This window comes from [Leptolyngbya] sp. PCC 7376, assembly GCF_000316605.1.
In the GTDB taxonomy this organism is placed as follows: domain Bacteria; phylum Cyanobacteriota; class Cyanobacteriia; order Cyanobacteriales; family MRBY01; genus MRBY01.
This window is the reverse complement of the sequence record NC_019683.1, coordinates 3444936-3459179: the sequence shown is the minus strand read 5'-3', so window position 1 is coordinate 3459179 and position 14244 is coordinate 3444936. Positions and strand designations below refer to the sequence as shown.

Annotated in this window: 14 protein-coding genes; 8 read left to right on the top strand and 6 right to left on the bottom strand. The window is 44.6% G+C overall.

Translation table 11 applies throughout. The features are described 5' to 3' along the window. Positions 1–46: 46 nt before the first annotated feature. Genes LEPTO7376_RS15560 through LEPTO7376_RS15545 form a run of 4 tightly spaced genes read left to right on the top strand, consistent with a single transcriptional unit; the run spans position 47 to position 3972 of the window. Complete coding sequence (locus LEPTO7376_RS15560) at positions 47–466, top strand: hypothetical protein (RefSeq protein ID WP_015135116.1); 420 nt, start codon at positions 47–49, stop codon at positions 464–466. After that, positions 459–716: a hypothetical protein gene (locus tag LEPTO7376_RS15555; protein WP_015135115.1), complete on the top strand. Its 258-nt coding sequence runs from the start codon at positions 459–461 to the stop codon at positions 714–716. The genes LEPTO7376_RS15560 and LEPTO7376_RS15555 overlap by 8 nt, the downstream gene beginning before the upstream one ends. Continuing rightward, positions 713–1609: a hypothetical protein gene (locus tag LEPTO7376_RS15550; RefSeq protein WP_015135114.1), complete on the top strand. Its 897-nt coding sequence runs from the start codon at positions 713–715 to the stop codon at positions 1607–1609. The genes LEPTO7376_RS15555 and LEPTO7376_RS15550 overlap by 4 nt, the downstream gene beginning before the upstream one ends. Next, positions 1606–3972, top strand: a complete 2367-nt coding sequence (locus tag LEPTO7376_RS15545) for a hypothetical protein (RefSeq protein WP_015135113.1) — start codon at positions 1606–1608, stop codon at positions 3970–3972. Before LEPTO7376_RS15550 ends, LEPTO7376_RS15545 begins: the two co-directional genes overlap by 4 nt. Before the next feature lie 11 nt (positions 3973–3983). On the opposite strand, the gene LEPTO7376_RS15540 is transcribed toward LEPTO7376_RS15545, so the two are convergent. From LEPTO7376_RS15540 to LEPTO7376_RS15525, 4 genes are all read right to left on the bottom strand, one after another. Beyond that, positions 3984–5882 (bottom strand): virulence-associated E family protein, encoded by a 1899-nt coding sequence (locus LEPTO7376_RS15540; protein WP_041763733.1) that lies wholly within the window; start codon positions 5880–5882, stop codon positions 3984–3986. Then, positions 5867–6625 (bottom strand): helicase superfamily 3, encoded by a 759-nt coding sequence (locus LEPTO7376_RS15535; protein WP_015135111.1) that lies wholly within the window; start codon positions 6623–6625, stop codon positions 5867–5869. Before LEPTO7376_RS15535 ends, LEPTO7376_RS15540 begins: the two co-directional genes overlap by 16 nt. 72 nt (positions 6626–6697) lie before the next feature. Beyond that, positions 6698–6877 carry a hypothetical protein gene (locus tag LEPTO7376_RS15530; RefSeq protein WP_015135110.1) on the bottom strand — a complete coding sequence of 60 codons (180 nt, stop codon included), beginning with the start codon at positions 6875–6877 and terminating at the stop codon, positions 6698–6700. Next, positions 6874–7377, bottom strand: a complete 504-nt coding sequence (locus tag LEPTO7376_RS15525; RefSeq protein WP_015135109.1) for a hypothetical protein — start codon at positions 7375–7377, stop codon at positions 6874–6876. Before LEPTO7376_RS15525 ends, LEPTO7376_RS15530 begins: the two co-directional genes overlap by 4 nt. 190 nt (positions 7378–7567) lie before the next feature. Here LEPTO7376_RS15525 and LEPTO7376_RS29140 point away from each other — a divergent pair, with 190 nt between their 5' ends. Continuing rightward, positions 7568–7858, top strand: a complete 291-nt coding sequence (locus LEPTO7376_RS29140) for a helix-turn-helix domain-containing protein (protein WP_398338092.1) — start codon at positions 7568–7570, stop codon at positions 7856–7858. Between the two features lie 87 nt (positions 7859–7945). On the opposite strand, the gene LEPTO7376_RS26955 is transcribed toward LEPTO7376_RS29140, so the two are convergent. Together LEPTO7376_RS26955 and LEPTO7376_RS26950 are read right to left on the bottom strand one after the other, a co-directional pair. Further along, entirely contained in the window at positions 7946–8236 is a 291-nt protein-coding gene (locus LEPTO7376_RS26955; RefSeq protein ID WP_216700248.1) for a tetratricopeptide repeat protein, read from the bottom strand. 1 nt (position 8237) lies between these two features. Beyond that, positions 8238–9836: a tetratricopeptide repeat protein gene (locus LEPTO7376_RS26950; protein ID WP_015135105.1), complete on the bottom strand. Its 1599-nt coding sequence runs from the start codon at positions 9834–9836 to the stop codon at positions 8238–8240. Positions 9837–10336: 500 nt separating this feature from the next. Between LEPTO7376_RS26950 and LEPTO7376_RS15510 the strand changes: the two genes are divergently transcribed. From LEPTO7376_RS15510 to LEPTO7376_RS15500, 3 genes are all read left to right on the top strand, one after another. Further along, positions 10337–11302: a tyrosine-type recombinase/integrase gene (locus LEPTO7376_RS15510; protein WP_015135104.1), complete on the top strand. Its 966-nt coding sequence runs from the start codon at positions 10337–10339 to the stop codon at positions 11300–11302. Positions 11303–11582: 280 nt separating this feature from the next. Next, entirely contained in the window at positions 11583–13505 is a 1923-nt protein-coding gene (locus tag LEPTO7376_RS15505; protein WP_015135103.1) for an SUMF1/EgtB/PvdO family nonheme iron enzyme, read from the top strand. Between the two features lie 294 nt (positions 13506–13799). Next, positions 13800–14159, top strand: a complete 360-nt coding sequence (locus LEPTO7376_RS15500) for a hypothetical protein (RefSeq protein WP_015135102.1) — start codon at positions 13800–13802, stop codon at positions 14157–14159. Positions 14160–14244: the final 85 nt, after the last annotated feature.

Here is a 14244-nt window from a genome sequence, read left to right as displayed (position 1 = left end):
AAGATAGAATTAGGTATATTTGTATTAATTCTATCACCTGGAAACAATGACTATTCAGAATATAGTTTCAGATTTATTCCCTGCAATAACCTTTACGTTTGATGATGTCAATGGCAATATAACAGGGGTTAATTTAGATACAACCCACGCAAGTATTACCCAATCATGGACAGGGTTAGGGAACTTGGCTCATAACGATGAATCGGTATTGGTAGCACTGATTAGAGAGTTATTTTCTCAGTTCAAAAACAAGCTTACTAATCTTGACTGCCCTGTGTTCTCTGATGAGAATGCGGAGTTCTTTGATGCACAAGGATTCACGGAAAGAGATAGCGGCACAACCGATGTAGGCGATAACCCTATTACTGAGCTACAGAAGTTCTTGAAACTATCTTTTGTACTCTTCTTTAAGTACGACCCTGCCACTGACTTCAATTCCTCTAGTGCGGTGAATGATAATGATTAATGCTGGTTTTCTTGCCTTATTTGGGGGGAATTCGGGGGTAGAAGTCAGCGTTATTCTCGTTGTAGTAGGTATCTTTCTACCCCTTGCATTAAAGGCTTCTAAAGATATGCAGAGTGCCGCAAGACATATGGGACGACTAGACGCTGAAGTTGCAGGGAACAAAGAGGAATTAAAAGAACTAAAAGAATCTCACAAATCGATATTTCAGTTTCTTTTAAACAACTCTCAATCATTCCGTGATAGTAGATGAGTAGACGACTATCTATTGATGGGGAAACTTTAACAGGGTCAAAAGAGATTGACCCTGTTAATCCTTATTCCCTACAGCCCACGAATACCCGTATTCTTTGGGGAACAGGGGAAAATACCCAAGGGGCGTTTGAAGCTTCCAAAGAAATAGCTAACGCGGAAAAGGTCTGTGGGGTTAGCTATAGGAAGCAAACAACTGGGGAGACTCAATCAGTAGAGGATGCGGTGAGCTTCCAATTGTCCCCAGACAAGACCCTAAAAACGTTCCTGATGCCATCCTCATGTCAAGGCATTGTAGAGGCGGAATCCTATGGCTATGTCTTAGGCAATAACTACAGCTTTTCCTACACCTATGCAGGGAGTCAGTATGGGACTAATAGATGGTTCACTTTCATTACTGAAGGGGATACAACCAAGGCTTTTACCATCGACTATGACCGTTTCCTAGGAGCGGCGAACCGTCCGAGTACCTGCCCAGCAAAGCTTAATTTCTACAACGGAACATTTCCCGTCGATTTTGACAAAAGAACTCAGACATTACATTCCCACAATTACGGCAATATGCCAGCCAACTCGCAGTATCAAGAGTTCCCTGTGTGGGAGTTCTTTAATGCCAGTGGTGTCAGAGTCTTGTATGAACATGACGTACAAGGAAGCCCGGTTTCAGAGGCGAAAATCTCAATATCTTATGTGGACGGGACAACAGAAGACTACCCCCTTAATTCTTGCCCTGAATGGGTTCAAATCGGGGGTTGTGTTGTGAGGGTCAATTATGCGGATGGTACAACCTATGACCTGCCTCCCAATGACACTTGCCCAACTGTCGAACTGGTCGAAGAAGAGCTGTGTCAAAAGGTCTGTAATTTAGCCAATCAAATAATAGGGAAATTATGAGTTGTAATTGTAGTGAATTCTCCGGAAAACTTACCCTGATCAACAGCAAGATTGATGCCTTACTGAAAGAGAATACAGCGTTAAAAACAAAGCTTAAAAAGAAGGCTGATTTCTCCCAGTTGAATAGAGTTGAATCTAACATCAATAGTCGCAACAATCCTTTCTTCGAGAAGGTCGATAATGGGTTAGATATTCTAGGGCAAAGGATTAAAGACCTTGTAATTAAAGATAATCAAGAATTAGAAAAGCAATTTAAGAGAGAGGCGGCCTATGCAACGAAATCGGATATTGCCCGGCTAGAACGTCGATTGTCGAGTGTTGAAGCATTTATTAGAGAGTCTGAAAAGGATAAAGAAAGCGGTCTGTTTGCAACCAAAGCTGAATTAGAAAAGCTAAGAAGAGAAGCAGCAACAAAAGATTATGTTGACCAAAAAGATAATGCCCTAAAAAGGTCATTAGAGAAATTGATTGACAATGCAGAAGACGATATAAGCGGCCTACAAAGGGAATTATCCGCAGAGGTGAGGGAGAGAAAACGGTTAATAAATCAGATTAAGTCCACTGCTGAATCGGCAAAAACGACGGCTGAAAAAGCCTTGAAGGAAGCAAGAAAGAAGAAGGAAGCAGTTGATAACTTTGCCAGAACTCAGATAGCGAAACTAGAAGCCAAGGTTAGCGCTTTGGCACTCAAGGTAGCAACGAATACCGCCAAGATAGCTGGATTAGCAGCGGCGGTTGCTTTAATCAAGAAAACCCTAGCAGGAGTTAGTCTAGTACTGGCGAAATTAACGCCTCTACTGGCATTAGTTGGAACGATTGTTTCAGTCTTTGGAACAGGTTTTTCTATTGCAAGTTTCTATCAAACAAGCAATCGCATCAACAAGTTAGAAGCGGAGGTACTTTCATTAGGTAATGAGATATCCAGAATACTTGGAAAATTCATCACTCCACTAGTTGCAAGAGTCCGTAGATTAGAGAATCAAGATAATGTCACAAGCCAAGAATTATCGCGTGGTTTAGCTAGTTTAGGCGCATCTCTAAATAGTCGATTAAATCGAATTTCTGGTGTTGCAAATATCGCCCAAGTCAAGGCTAACGCAGCAGAATTAAAGACCCTTGCACTGCAAACTATTGTAGGGACGACAGCGACAATCTTTACCAGCAGAGTAATCAATATAATCACCAATCGTTATCCAAATATTGGGCGTAATACCGTGACTAGAGAAGTTATTACTAACAACAACACTCGAATTATTGAGAGACAGCCAATAATCCAACCTCAAAAAACAATTGTCAGAGAAACAAGAACGGTTAACAATAATACGAATACCATCACCAATAATACGGTGAGAGAAGTTATCCGAGATATCCCTGATAACAAGGTTGACTACAGCAGAATTAAAACCATTGCGAACAATGCAGTGAAACCGACAGAAAAAGCCGTTACCTCTACTCAAAGAGAAGTGAGAAATAACGGTAGAAAGCTGTCAGGAATTCAGGGTAGTATTGCAGCGGTACAGGCGAATGTATCAGCTCAGGCAGCACAGACTAGAGGATGGATACAGACTCAATTACAGCCTGTTGTAAATATCACGAATGATATTAAGAAAAAAGCGGATAGTTTGTATAATAATCAATTTACTCAGACGGCAATCAATCTGCTAAATACGATATTTCATGTCCACATGGCAGCAAGGGTATCAGTCGATGCAGCGCAATTTGTTGGGGATGTTGTTGACCAAGTAATTGGAAATTTCGGAATAAATTTTAGTGATGAAAATGGTGCAGATATCACGCTAAATCAAGTGATTGGGAATAAATTAAATGGCGTTGTTGATGCCATTATTCCGGATGTTACGCAGGAAGGAATTAGAGATGCTTGGTTAAGGTCGAATACTATCTTTAGATCAGCCAGCAATATCTATTGGTCAGTAGAATCACTCGGCGACATTACCAGAAGCGTCACAGAGATAACGAATGACCGATTAGGTTTGTGGATGAACACGGCACGTAATGAAGGGTTAGTTAGTCCCAACGCATACCCTCATCAGCCACCGATTAGCACCAGTTCCCGCTATGGCCGGACAAATGCATTCCTCGCAAAGGTCAATCGCGGCGTAGATGGGTGGGACAACACGGTTAATCAGATTGAAGACTCAGCCAGTACCGTTTCATATGTCGCATCAGTTCCCATAGAGGTGGGTGAAGAGATAAGCCAAATCCAACAGGAACGTGCGGCGATCGCCAACGCGACGACGGTATCGCAAACCACAGTAGCGACAGCGGAGGCTAGCCAGTTGCTTGATAATGAAGCACCAGAGACTTTGGTTAGTCCAACTCAATTTTTAGAGACTGATTTATAGGGCGATCGCCATCAACAGTTATAAGGAAACAGGTCTTTTTGCTGAATCCATTCAGAATCACCATGATCATCAACACAGAGATACTCTTTGCGCATGAATTGAACACCGGGCGGTGGAAACCCAGAAATAGTAAAGACTTCAGACGTTGAGCCTCTAATAACCTTCTGCCCAACACCATACTTAAATCCTTTATTTAAATAATGTTTGGGGACGGGCAAATTGTCGGTAAGGTTGGTACACTTCGGCTGTATCGCTTGCGGCACAATGGTTTCAGATGTACCGACCTCTAATAATGGGTTTTCAAGGTTGGTACGTACCGACCTCTCGGCAGGTTGGTCACTAGGTTGGTACAGCTGGGAGCCTTGCAGGATAGAGCTTTTACCATTGTTACCAACCTTTTTACTTAAAGGAGAAATAATATTGGTATCTATGTCGCTTTCAATTTCCATCTGCAATTGTTCTGATTTGGGTTGGTAGCGAACTCGAATTGATTGACCGTTCTTTCTAACCCGCTTTTCTTCAGTCCATCCAAGGCGCGTCAATATCTTAGAAACTCTCATTTCATCGCGTTTCGCAATATCTTTGAGTTCTAATTTACAAACGGTGAGCAATATCTCACGGGTGTTCACAAAATCATGAATCTGTAGGTATGACTCGATAGGTTCTTGCCAAGGGTCTATCTCTGCAAAGTCATCGGCAATGAGTCTGAGTACCTTTTTCTCTTCGAGGGTGGGATACCATTTCTCTCCATTTTTGTAGGCTTCCACTGCGGATGCCCAAATGCCATCACGTTCTTTGGCGATCGCCTCAATATCGATAGCGTCTGAGATAACTGGTATCACCCAAAATCTACGGTTTTCATCATCAACTAAAAACCGAGACGGGTTAACGGTGCCACAAAACACAGACCGTCTGGCATGGGGTTTATTTTTCCTTGCGTATGGTGTCCTGAATTCATCTACTCGAATGGTCAAAAAGTGTTTGAGTGTGGCGGCGGCTTTCTTACTGGTAATGCCGTCAATTTCAGCTAATTCAAGAATCCAATTAGAATGGAGCGCCATCTTTGAGTCATTAGCTTGGATATCTCCCATAGATTCGTTGAAATAACCGCCGCAAAGCGTCCCAAACCATGTCGATTTACCTTTGCCTTGTCCACCTTGCAACACCAGTGTGTGGTCAGCTTGACAGCCGCGAAAATGGGGGTCACCGTCACGCCCTGCGGTCTCGTATTGACGGGCGACAGCAGAAATTAGCCACAGCTCAATGCAGCGGTTATACATGCTTGCTTTTTGCTTATCTAAATCGTTGTGAAATCTATCAGGATCCTGTCCAAAATATCGAGCGGCCAAATTATCAATCGGAATCTTTTTTACTTCTCTGTGGCATCGCTCTAGATCCTCTAACACCGGGTCAAAGTTATTCTGCTTTGCAAAGTACACAATCGTTTTATAGATATCGCCTTCTTTCGCGGTCTCTCCAAATTCTGAGAAGAACCAAGGGCGCAGCTCATCCGCCATATGAAAGGCTTCGCCATCAATCAGCAGCTCACGGCGCATCAAGTCAAACGATAATCTAGAGGCCAAATTTTCTTGGATAAATTCGTACAGTTGAGCGTAATTAAGATCCTTCCGTCCTCCATAGATTGTGCGAGTTTCGGGGTGATGTTTCGTTAATGGCTTAGTGGTCTTTGCTTCAATCTGTACCACTGCTTCAGGGTCATTTTGTTTAACGATTTCCTGTGCTGTTTTTGATTTCTCTTTATAAATTTGGTTCTCAAATGCTTTGGCGATCGCCCGATTGATATTTTCAAAAAATACCGCATGATCAATCGTTTCACGTTTTGCAATTACCCAGTCGGCAATATCCCCACCATCAGGCATCTCAGGCCAAATATCTAACGGGTTAAGCACCAAACACGGAAACCATGTTTGGCGCAGTTTTCGAGTAATTTGTCTGATTTTTTGTACCCCGGTTCATCATGATCCGGAATGATGATTAACCCCTCGATGGTTCCCTTCAGTTTGGCGATCGCCCGACTAAAATCTTTAGCTGTCCATGCCGACCCATTAAAGGTAATGCTAGGAATCCCAATCCACCGCATAGCTTCAACACATTTTTCGCCTTCGAGGACGGCAACAAACTTACCAGCCGCAAACTCTAAAGCTTCATCGATTCGGTAGGCATCCCACGGGCGATCGCCTTTCCCCATGACTTCACCAGTCCCAGACTCTAAATCTGGTTTGTGATAGGGGAGAATGTCTTTCCCTTTCTTTGAATCGGTACGTTTAACGCTATGCCCATCGCCATACTTGTAATAAGTAATGGTCTTGGTGCCAGCTCTCCGCTTAAAAGGATATTCTCGCTCTTCTGGTAATGCTCCTAACGTCGGCAAATCCTTGATAATCACGGGTTTAGCCTTAGCCTTTGGTGGGAGTACTGTTCTAGTAGCGGACTCTGGTGTATTACCATCAGTCTCCATTGGGGCGATCGCCTCTCTGATGTCTGCGTTATCGCACTGATTCGAGTGGCAACGGTAAGCACCAGTCAAACTCTGAATCCCAAAGTTTTTCGAGCCACAAACCGGACAATGATAAAACCCTCTTCGTTTTGAAGGGGTCAGCTTGCCCAAGTGCTCTCTAATATCAAAAGCCATTATTCTATTCCTGAAAAGTTGGCAAAAAAATAGGGCGATCGCCACCCCATAGACCGGGCGATCGCCAAGTGATTAATTAATTGAGGTGTAAGACCAAAACCAAATTTGGAGTTGGTTATCAAAAACGGCCTGAACCAGATAAACAGTGCCTTTCTTGAGCACATAATCTGGTGCTTCCCATCGGTCTTGCTCGTTGTCAGCTTTAAACGAAAGCTCGAACTGCTCGGAAGCCATCAGTCGATCAGGAGTCATTTCTCATCCTCATCTGTGAGACGCGCTAACTGTTCTTCCGCATAGTCAATCATCGACTCATAAACCAAACCCTGCTCTGACGGCGACAATCGCTCTATATCACCCGTAAACAGTCGAACTAAGGTTTGCTCATTCCAATTGTCAATGGTCACACTGAAACCAAGATGCTTGTCGTACACAACGCCACCATCACTTGTCTCTGTTTTGACGGCCTGAGAGATAGCCGCAGCAGCACATTCCGCCACACTGCGATACTCATGAATCGCTATCTGTTGTCCATCCTTAGTGAGGAAATAGAGCGTTGTTCCGTGGGGGACAAATTGACCAAACGATTCCCGTACAATCTGTTCCGGAGCATCGTACTCCTGCATCGCCGTCTCGAATGCTTGTGCCGCTTCGATAGATTGCTCTATCACTCTAGAGAAGCCATGGCCGCCAATCAGTGCAAATCTTTCCGCAAAGAGTCGGAAAGCTTCGCCTCTGTCAAATTCCTGTGTCATTTAATTATGAGCATTTGTACCACCTATATATAGAGGAATGGCGATATAGAATCACTCACTCCACTATATGTAGGGGGCAACAAATAAGTTAGGGTTTGCAACCCGCTTCGGACAAAGAACTCAGCAATTTAAAATACAGATCGGTTAGGAGTCTATATGATTCTCACCTCGATAGGTCGTAGTTCGTGCTATGGCCTATCTCTCTTCTTTACTTTTGCGGATATGCGTCATAGCGCATATTTACAGTATAATGATGGCTGTTGACAATTGCAATGGGAAAGTGATTAAAGATATTCGACGATGCCTAGGCTTGACTCAAAAACAGTTCGGGAAAGTTGTAGGGAGAAGACAGGAACAAATATCACGTTGGGAGAACTCGACTGTGAAACCTGAATTCGGACTGGATGCCATGCTCACTCTAGACAAAATGCTTGGGGATGTAGGGAAACGGCTTAGTGACTTTACTCAGGATGATAGGTAATCCTACTGATGAGGTGAAGGTAATCAGGACACTGTTTATTTCTGAATAAAAAGATTGGGCGATCGTCACTGCGGCGATCGCTTTTTGTTAGGAACGATTTTGTCGTAAATAAGCAAGAGATTCTTTAGTACTCACTGTGTCGGGATGCTCAATACCCAGAACAGATTCCCGAATATCTAATGCTTGTGACAACAGGGACTCCGACTCATCGTAGCGATTCTGGTAATAATACAAAACAGCGAGGTTATTCATACTAGTGGCGACAGATGGATGGCGCTCCCCTAATAGTTCTTGCCTCAGCTCAAGGGCTTGGACATACAGGGGTTCCGCTGCTTCATATTTCCCTTGCGCTCTGTACAAGTATGCGAGGTTATTCATACTACGTGGCGACATCTGGATGGCGCTCCCCTAATAGTTCTTGCCACAGCTCAAGGGCTTGGACATACAGGGGTTCCGCTGCTTCATATTTCCCTTGCGATGAGTACAAAAGTGCGAGGTTATTCATACTAGTGGCGACATCTGGATGGCGATCGCCCAACATCTTCTGTGTTGCCTCCAAGCACCTTTGATTGGGTTCTTCTGCTAGAGCATAGAATCCCTGTCCTTCATAAAATCTAGCTGTACCAATAAAAGCCCAAATTAAGTCTTCATCATGATTGGGAATATCATCCAGCATTTCCCGACTAAGTAGTTCTAAATGGGGGATGGCGGGTGTAACCTCTCTAATTTTTTCCAATATCGGTGATGAGGGCATTGATTTTGCAATATCGAGCAACCCGATCACAAAACCCTGTCGATACGGCTGATTTTCCTCTGCTTCCGACAGCTTTATCTGGCAGAATTCACGCACTAGAGCATGAACCGTATAAAAATCAAAGTCTTCCTCCACTGGCTTAATCAGATGTAAGCGGTCTAATTCTCCTCGCGCTTGATTCAGCTCTGCATCATTGAGCGCCACCTTGTCACCAAGACTTGCCACCAAATCCCAAGAGATATCCACTGGCGCAAACAATCCTAACCACATCGCCACTCGCTGTGACGCTTCACTTAGCTCATCCCAACTCAGTTGAATTGCTGCGGCGACTCCACGTTGCCCATAAATTAGCCCCGCGCGATCTCTTGATAAAGACTCATCGGCTAAGGTCAATCGCTCTTGTAAGTCTGCGAAACTGAGAAAGCGATTTTGCCGGAGATATTCACCAATCAGCTCCAACCCCAAAGGTAAACAGCCCAACGTACTACAAATTTGCTTAACGATATCAATTTCCTTCGCAACCTTCGCCTTGCCGACGATGTTTTCCAACAGGGCGATTGCCTTAGCTTCTGACAAGACATCTAACGACAACGACTCAAACTGTAAATTGAGTTCCCGTTGCCGCGTTGTCACCAAGACTTTGATTCGCGGCTCAGAAGGCATTGCCAGCTCTGGGATACTTGCAGCGTTTGGCACATCATCCAGAATCACCAGCAATTCCCCTTGATCCGGCAACCAATTGCACCAATACCAATCCGCTTGCTGTTCCAGAGTCTCGGCCTGTAATGCTTCTGGTAAATCGATATAGGGACTGGCAAAGCTAACCATCGCCTGAGCTAAACCCTTTTCCCGCAACGATAGAAAATACTGCGCTTTATATTCTGACTTGTAATGAGCGGCGTATTGCAGTGATAGCTCAGTTTTCCCGACACCGCCCATCCCTTCCACAGCACAGACGATCACCCCTTGAGCTGACTGCAATTTCTCATGAATGTTTGCGACAGTAACCGCCTTTTCACCATCCCGCTCCACGAAGTTGTTCGATCCTTGTCGCACATTGCTCGGAATAGGTTTCGGTGTTTTCGGTTGATTAATAACGTTGTATTGACCCGCGACGACAGCTCCGGATTCAATCGTCCCGCCTGTCATCACCCCAATACCGAAATTTCCCTGAGATTGCTCGATGTTGGAAGGCTCTCGATTCTGCTCTGTCACAGCGACCACAAATAAGTCAATTCATTTCATTTTAGTTCTTACAAATAAAAGCAGATCTCCATTAAGGAGATGAACCAAAATTCCTAATTCTTTTTAATAGAAACAAGCGTCCAAGAGCGTACTACAAAAGCGGGCTTGTAGTATGTTTTGTCCGTTCCTGTACTGATTATCGTACTACGCTACACTCAAGGCAGTAGTAGGTTTGTACGCTCTACTAATAGAGTTTGACCAAAGCAATAATTATGCGACTAAAGCCGTGCCCTCATGCCCGATAAAGCGTTGCTAAATTAAGCTTACGGAAACTATCATTATCGTAAGCTAATAGAATAGAAGCCTTATTTGGCAATATTTCCAGCAATAGGATAGATTGAACTCTAAGACCTCCTAAAAATCCTTTCTTGGGGAAGGTGGCCGAAGGCCAGAAGGGGTTTCAATAGGGTACGCAACAAACTAACAGCCGACCCCTCATCTCTATCAGAAGTGCAAATGTAGTTCGTATTAGCGCCGCAATGACCAATGCCCTCGCCAAAGCTGAAGTTTTCCCTGCTCTAGAACAAGAGTTCGATATCCTCGCGCAACTTCTAGAAAATCAAAAGTCTCCCAACACATGGCGTGCTTACAAAAAGGATATTCGCGATTTCTTTCGGTTTGCGGCAGATGCGAATGAACCTACGTCCATCCTCATAGATACTTTCCTAAAACTTGATCAGACTCAGGCTTTGTCTCTCGTACTGCGTTACAAAAATGATTTACGGGACGTACGAGGCCTAAAGGAAGCAACAATCAATCGTCGGTTGGCTGCGTTGAAATCTTTGGTGCGTCTAGGCAATCAATTGGGGCAATGTGGCTTTACGCTCGACGGAATTAAAGGCGAAAAAGTCGTTCATTATCGGGATACGACAGGCATAAAACAAAATTTATATAGACAAATATTGCTAATTCCAAATCGAGAGACAGTAAAAGGCAAGCGTGACTTCGCTATTCTAAGACTTCTCTGGGATAATGCTTTGCGGCGAGGGGAAATTGTCCAGATTAATTTAAGTGATTTGCAACTTGAGACTCGAAAATTGGCGATTTTGGGGAAGGGAAAAGGGACACAAAAGCAGGAAATTACGTTGTCGAAAGCAACAATCGCAGCATTAGAGGAATGGATTGCGGTGCGGCCAAAGCAAAAGGGACGGGTTCAACCTTTATTTGTGGCGTTGGATCGTGCCCATGCGGGTCATCGATTGACAGGAACAGCGATTTATCAGCTTGTGCGGAAAACTGCGAAAAAGGCAGGCATTGAAAAGGTGATGTCGCCCCACCGGATTCGGCACTCGGGGATTACAGCAGCGCTGGATGCGACCAATGGGGATGTGCGGAAGGTGCAAAAGTTTTCGCGGCACTCTGACCTCAATACCCTCATGATTTATGACGATAATCGTCGGGATATGCAGGGTGAAGTGACGGATCTGTTGGCGGATTTGATTTAGGGGCTTTATAAAACAATAAAAATAAAATTGACAAGTTTTGGTAAACGAAGAAGAAAGTGCCAAAAATTTCTGTGAAAACACCTTGAATTTGAGTAAATATTTAATCTAAACAAATACTTTGTCTAGATTAATTTAGTTCTTTAAAGGTTAAAGTCAAAAATAGCAATTTTTATCGATGAATAAATAAGGTGTATTGGTAAGGTTTTCAAGAGTTTTCATGGTGATGCAGAGACAGATGTAGTTAGATAGAAAGAAGCAAAAATAGATTCTCGCGACATCGATGAGCCGAAATTGGGCAATCTGCATTGGCATTAATGAATACGACTATTTTCAGGATCTCAACTACGCCGTGCAGGATGCGGCAGCGATGCAGGCTTTTTGTCGGGATGAGGTACAGTTTGAGAAGGTTTATTATTTTGCGGATGATGCAGCAGCTCTTCAGTTAGGGCAAGGGAAAACTTTTAAGGCACAGCCCACTAGCGACAATTTAGAGAATTTTTTGTTTGATCGCTTCGAGAAGAAATTTCTAGAGCCAGAGGATAATCTTTGGTTCTTTTTTGCGGGGCATGGCAAGCAGATCAATGGTCGGGATTATCTGCTACCGAGTAATGCAAATCCCCGCAATATTGAGCGTCCAGGGTTAGCGATTCGAAATATCGCGGATCGGCTGCGGCGCAGTGGAGCAGGCAATGTGGTGATGTTTATCGATGCTTGCCGCAGTGAAGGATCGCGAGATGGTCGTGGTGTGGGAGACGAGAAGCAACAGGGGGTTGTGACGATGTTCTCCTGTAGTCCCAGCGAGGTGTCCTACGAGATTGATGCGCTGAAGCAAGGGGCATTTACCCACGCGCTGTTGCAGGGGCTACGGATTAATGGCGAAGGAAATTGCGCGACGGTGGAACGTCTGGATCAGCATCTGAAGATCCAAGTGCCGAATCTTTGTAAAACTCACGGCAAGGTAGATGAGCGAGGTAATGCGCTACAAATGCCCTATACGAAGATTGAACCTATCAGTAAATCCCATTTGATTCTATTAGCGGAGAAGGCAAATCTGGCGGATGTAAATGCTCTGAAACTGGATGCTCAGGAAGCGGAGCTAGAAAATGAGTTCGATCTTGCGGAAGAGCTATGGACAAGGGTTTTAGCGGCTTCGCGGCGGGTCGATCCTCAAGCGATTAAGGGGCTTCAGAGGATTGCGGTGCGGCGAGCAAATCTCCAGCAAAATCAGCTGTCTCCTCCCCCACAAGTGGCGAAAAGTCAGGTAGCTAGTTCCCGTCAGTCATCGATAGAGACACCGCCGGAAATAGTGGAGCTAGTGGAACCAGAGCCGCCCCCAACCAAAATTGCAATACCGACGCAGACTTTTTCTTTTGAGACGGTCAAAGTGAATGACCGTGGGAAAATCGTTGAGCGTAATCAAGGAGAGGCTGAATACTATCCAATTGATTTGGGGAATGGGGTGACGCTAGATCTCGTCAAAATCCCCGCGGGGATTTTTATGATGGGCTGTCCTGATGGCGAGGAAGACGAAGATGATTCACAAAAGCCGCAGCATAAGGTTACTCTCAAAGAATTCTGGCTGGGGAAATATCCGGTAACTCAGACTCAGTGGCAGCGGGTGGTGATGTTGCCGAAGGTAGAGCGGGATTTAAACTCAGATCCAGCCCACTTTAAAGGGGATAATCGCCCGATTGAAAGGGTCAATTGGCTGGAGGTTAAAGAGTTTTGTGAGCGACTGTCTCAGGCGACGAAGAAAACGCTTAGATTGCCATCAGAGGCGGAGTGGGAATATGCTTGCCGGGCAGGGACAACAACACCTTTTTATTTTGGGAAAACGATTAGCTCAGAAATTGTGAACTACGATGGCAACTATATCTATGGCGATGGCGTAAAGGGGAAATACAGAGAAGAAACAACGCCTGTGGGTCAGTTTCCGCCGAATGCATGGGGTTTATACGATATGCACGGTAATGTATGGGAATGGTGTCAAGATGATCGGCATGACAATTATCAAGACGCTCCAGATGATGGCTCTGTATGGGAAAGTGCTAGTGACAAGAGTACTTCAAAAGTATTACGCGGTGGTTCTTGGCTCGACTATCCGTGGCTCTGTCGGTCGGCGATTCGTCTCGACTTTTCGCGCGATTTCAGGTACTACTTCTACGGCTTTCGGGTTGCTTGCTCTCTCCCAGTAGACCCTTAGCTCTCTTGCCCTTAGCCCTCCCGCGTTTTTGTAGTATTCTTGTAGTTCTCATGTTGATTTGAAGGGTTATTGAACAAATTAATAGCCTGATCTGATCGTTCTCGCCGTTAGGCGATCAAATTTGTAGGATGGGTGGAGCGAGCAAATAATCTTTTGAGCATCATTTTCCAATTCACATCGAGCGCAACCCATCTTTTTCATTGATTTATAACCTCTCAATGATGGGTTACGACGGATAATAATATTTTCGGTAATGAATAAGAAGTTTCTCCCGTCTCCACCCATCCTACGCTCATGAATAATGACAAAATTTATATCGTCACCGAAACTCCCGAAAGCAGCCCAACAGGCGGACGCAATGACCGAACTGCGAGCAATCCTTTCGATGACGAGCCAGAGACAAAACCTATCCAAGTGGGTAATAAGAAATTAAAACGAGTACCCATCGATGCCAAACTTCTCAAAGCCCAAATGAGCGGCATGATCGCGACTCTCGAAACCTTGTTTGAAGAAGCGGAACACAAGAAAGGGTTATCCCTCAGCGAAGTGCAACTATCGGTGGAGATTAATGGTGAAGGTGAGGTTAGTATTCTCGGTTCTGGGGCAACGCTGGGTAATACAGGGGCGATTACGATGACTTTTACACGGCAATAGTAGGGGAGATCCCCCTAAATCCCCCTTATCGAAGGGGGACTTTGAATGATTTTGTGGGCTGGATAGATGGCGATCGCCCTCCAGT

Bases quoted from the DNA above. Each gene is read 5' to 3' on its own strand.
- LEPTO7376_RS15560 (WP_015135116.1), top strand. From the start codon at position 47: ATGACTATTCAGAATATAGTTTCAGATTTATTCCCTGCAATAACCTTT.
- LEPTO7376_RS15555 (WP_015135115.1), top strand. From the start codon at position 459: ATGATTAATGCTGGTTTTCTTGCCTTATTTGGGGGGAATTCGGGGGTA.
- LEPTO7376_RS15550 (WP_015135114.1), top strand. From the start codon at position 713: ATGAGTAGACGACTATCTATTGATGGGGAAACTTTAACAGGGTCAAAA.
- LEPTO7376_RS15545 (WP_015135113.1), top strand. From the start codon at position 1,606: ATGAGTTGTAATTGTAGTGAATTCTCCGGAAAACTTACCCTGATCAAC.
- LEPTO7376_RS15535 (WP_015135111.1), bottom strand. From the start codon at position 6,625: ATGGCTTTTGATATTAGAGAGCACTTGGGCAAGCTGACCCCTTCAAAA.
- LEPTO7376_RS15530 (WP_015135110.1), bottom strand. From the start codon at position 6,877: ATGACTCCTGATCGACTGATGGCTTCCGAGCAGTTCGAGCTTTCGTTT.
- LEPTO7376_RS15525 (WP_015135109.1), bottom strand. From the start codon at position 7,377: ATGACACAGGAATTTGACAGAGGCGAAGCTTTCCGACTCTTTGCGGAA.
- LEPTO7376_RS29140 (WP_398338092.1), top strand. From the start codon at position 7,568: ATGGCCTATCTCTCTTCTTTACTTTTGCGGATATGCGTCATAGCGCAT.
- LEPTO7376_RS26955 (WP_216700248.1), bottom strand. From the start codon at position 8,236: ATGAATAACCTCGCATACTTGTACAGAGCGCAAGGGAAATATGAAGCA.
- LEPTO7376_RS15510 (WP_015135104.1), top strand. From the start codon at position 10,337: ATGACCAATGCCCTCGCCAAAGCTGAAGTTTTCCCTGCTCTAGAACAA.
- LEPTO7376_RS15505 (WP_015135103.1), top strand. From the start codon at position 11,583: ATGAGCCGAAATTGGGCAATCTGCATTGGCATTAATGAATACGACTAT.
- LEPTO7376_RS15500 (WP_015135102.1), top strand. From the start codon at position 13,800: ATGAATAATGACAAAATTTATATCGTCACCGAAACTCCCGAAAGCAGC.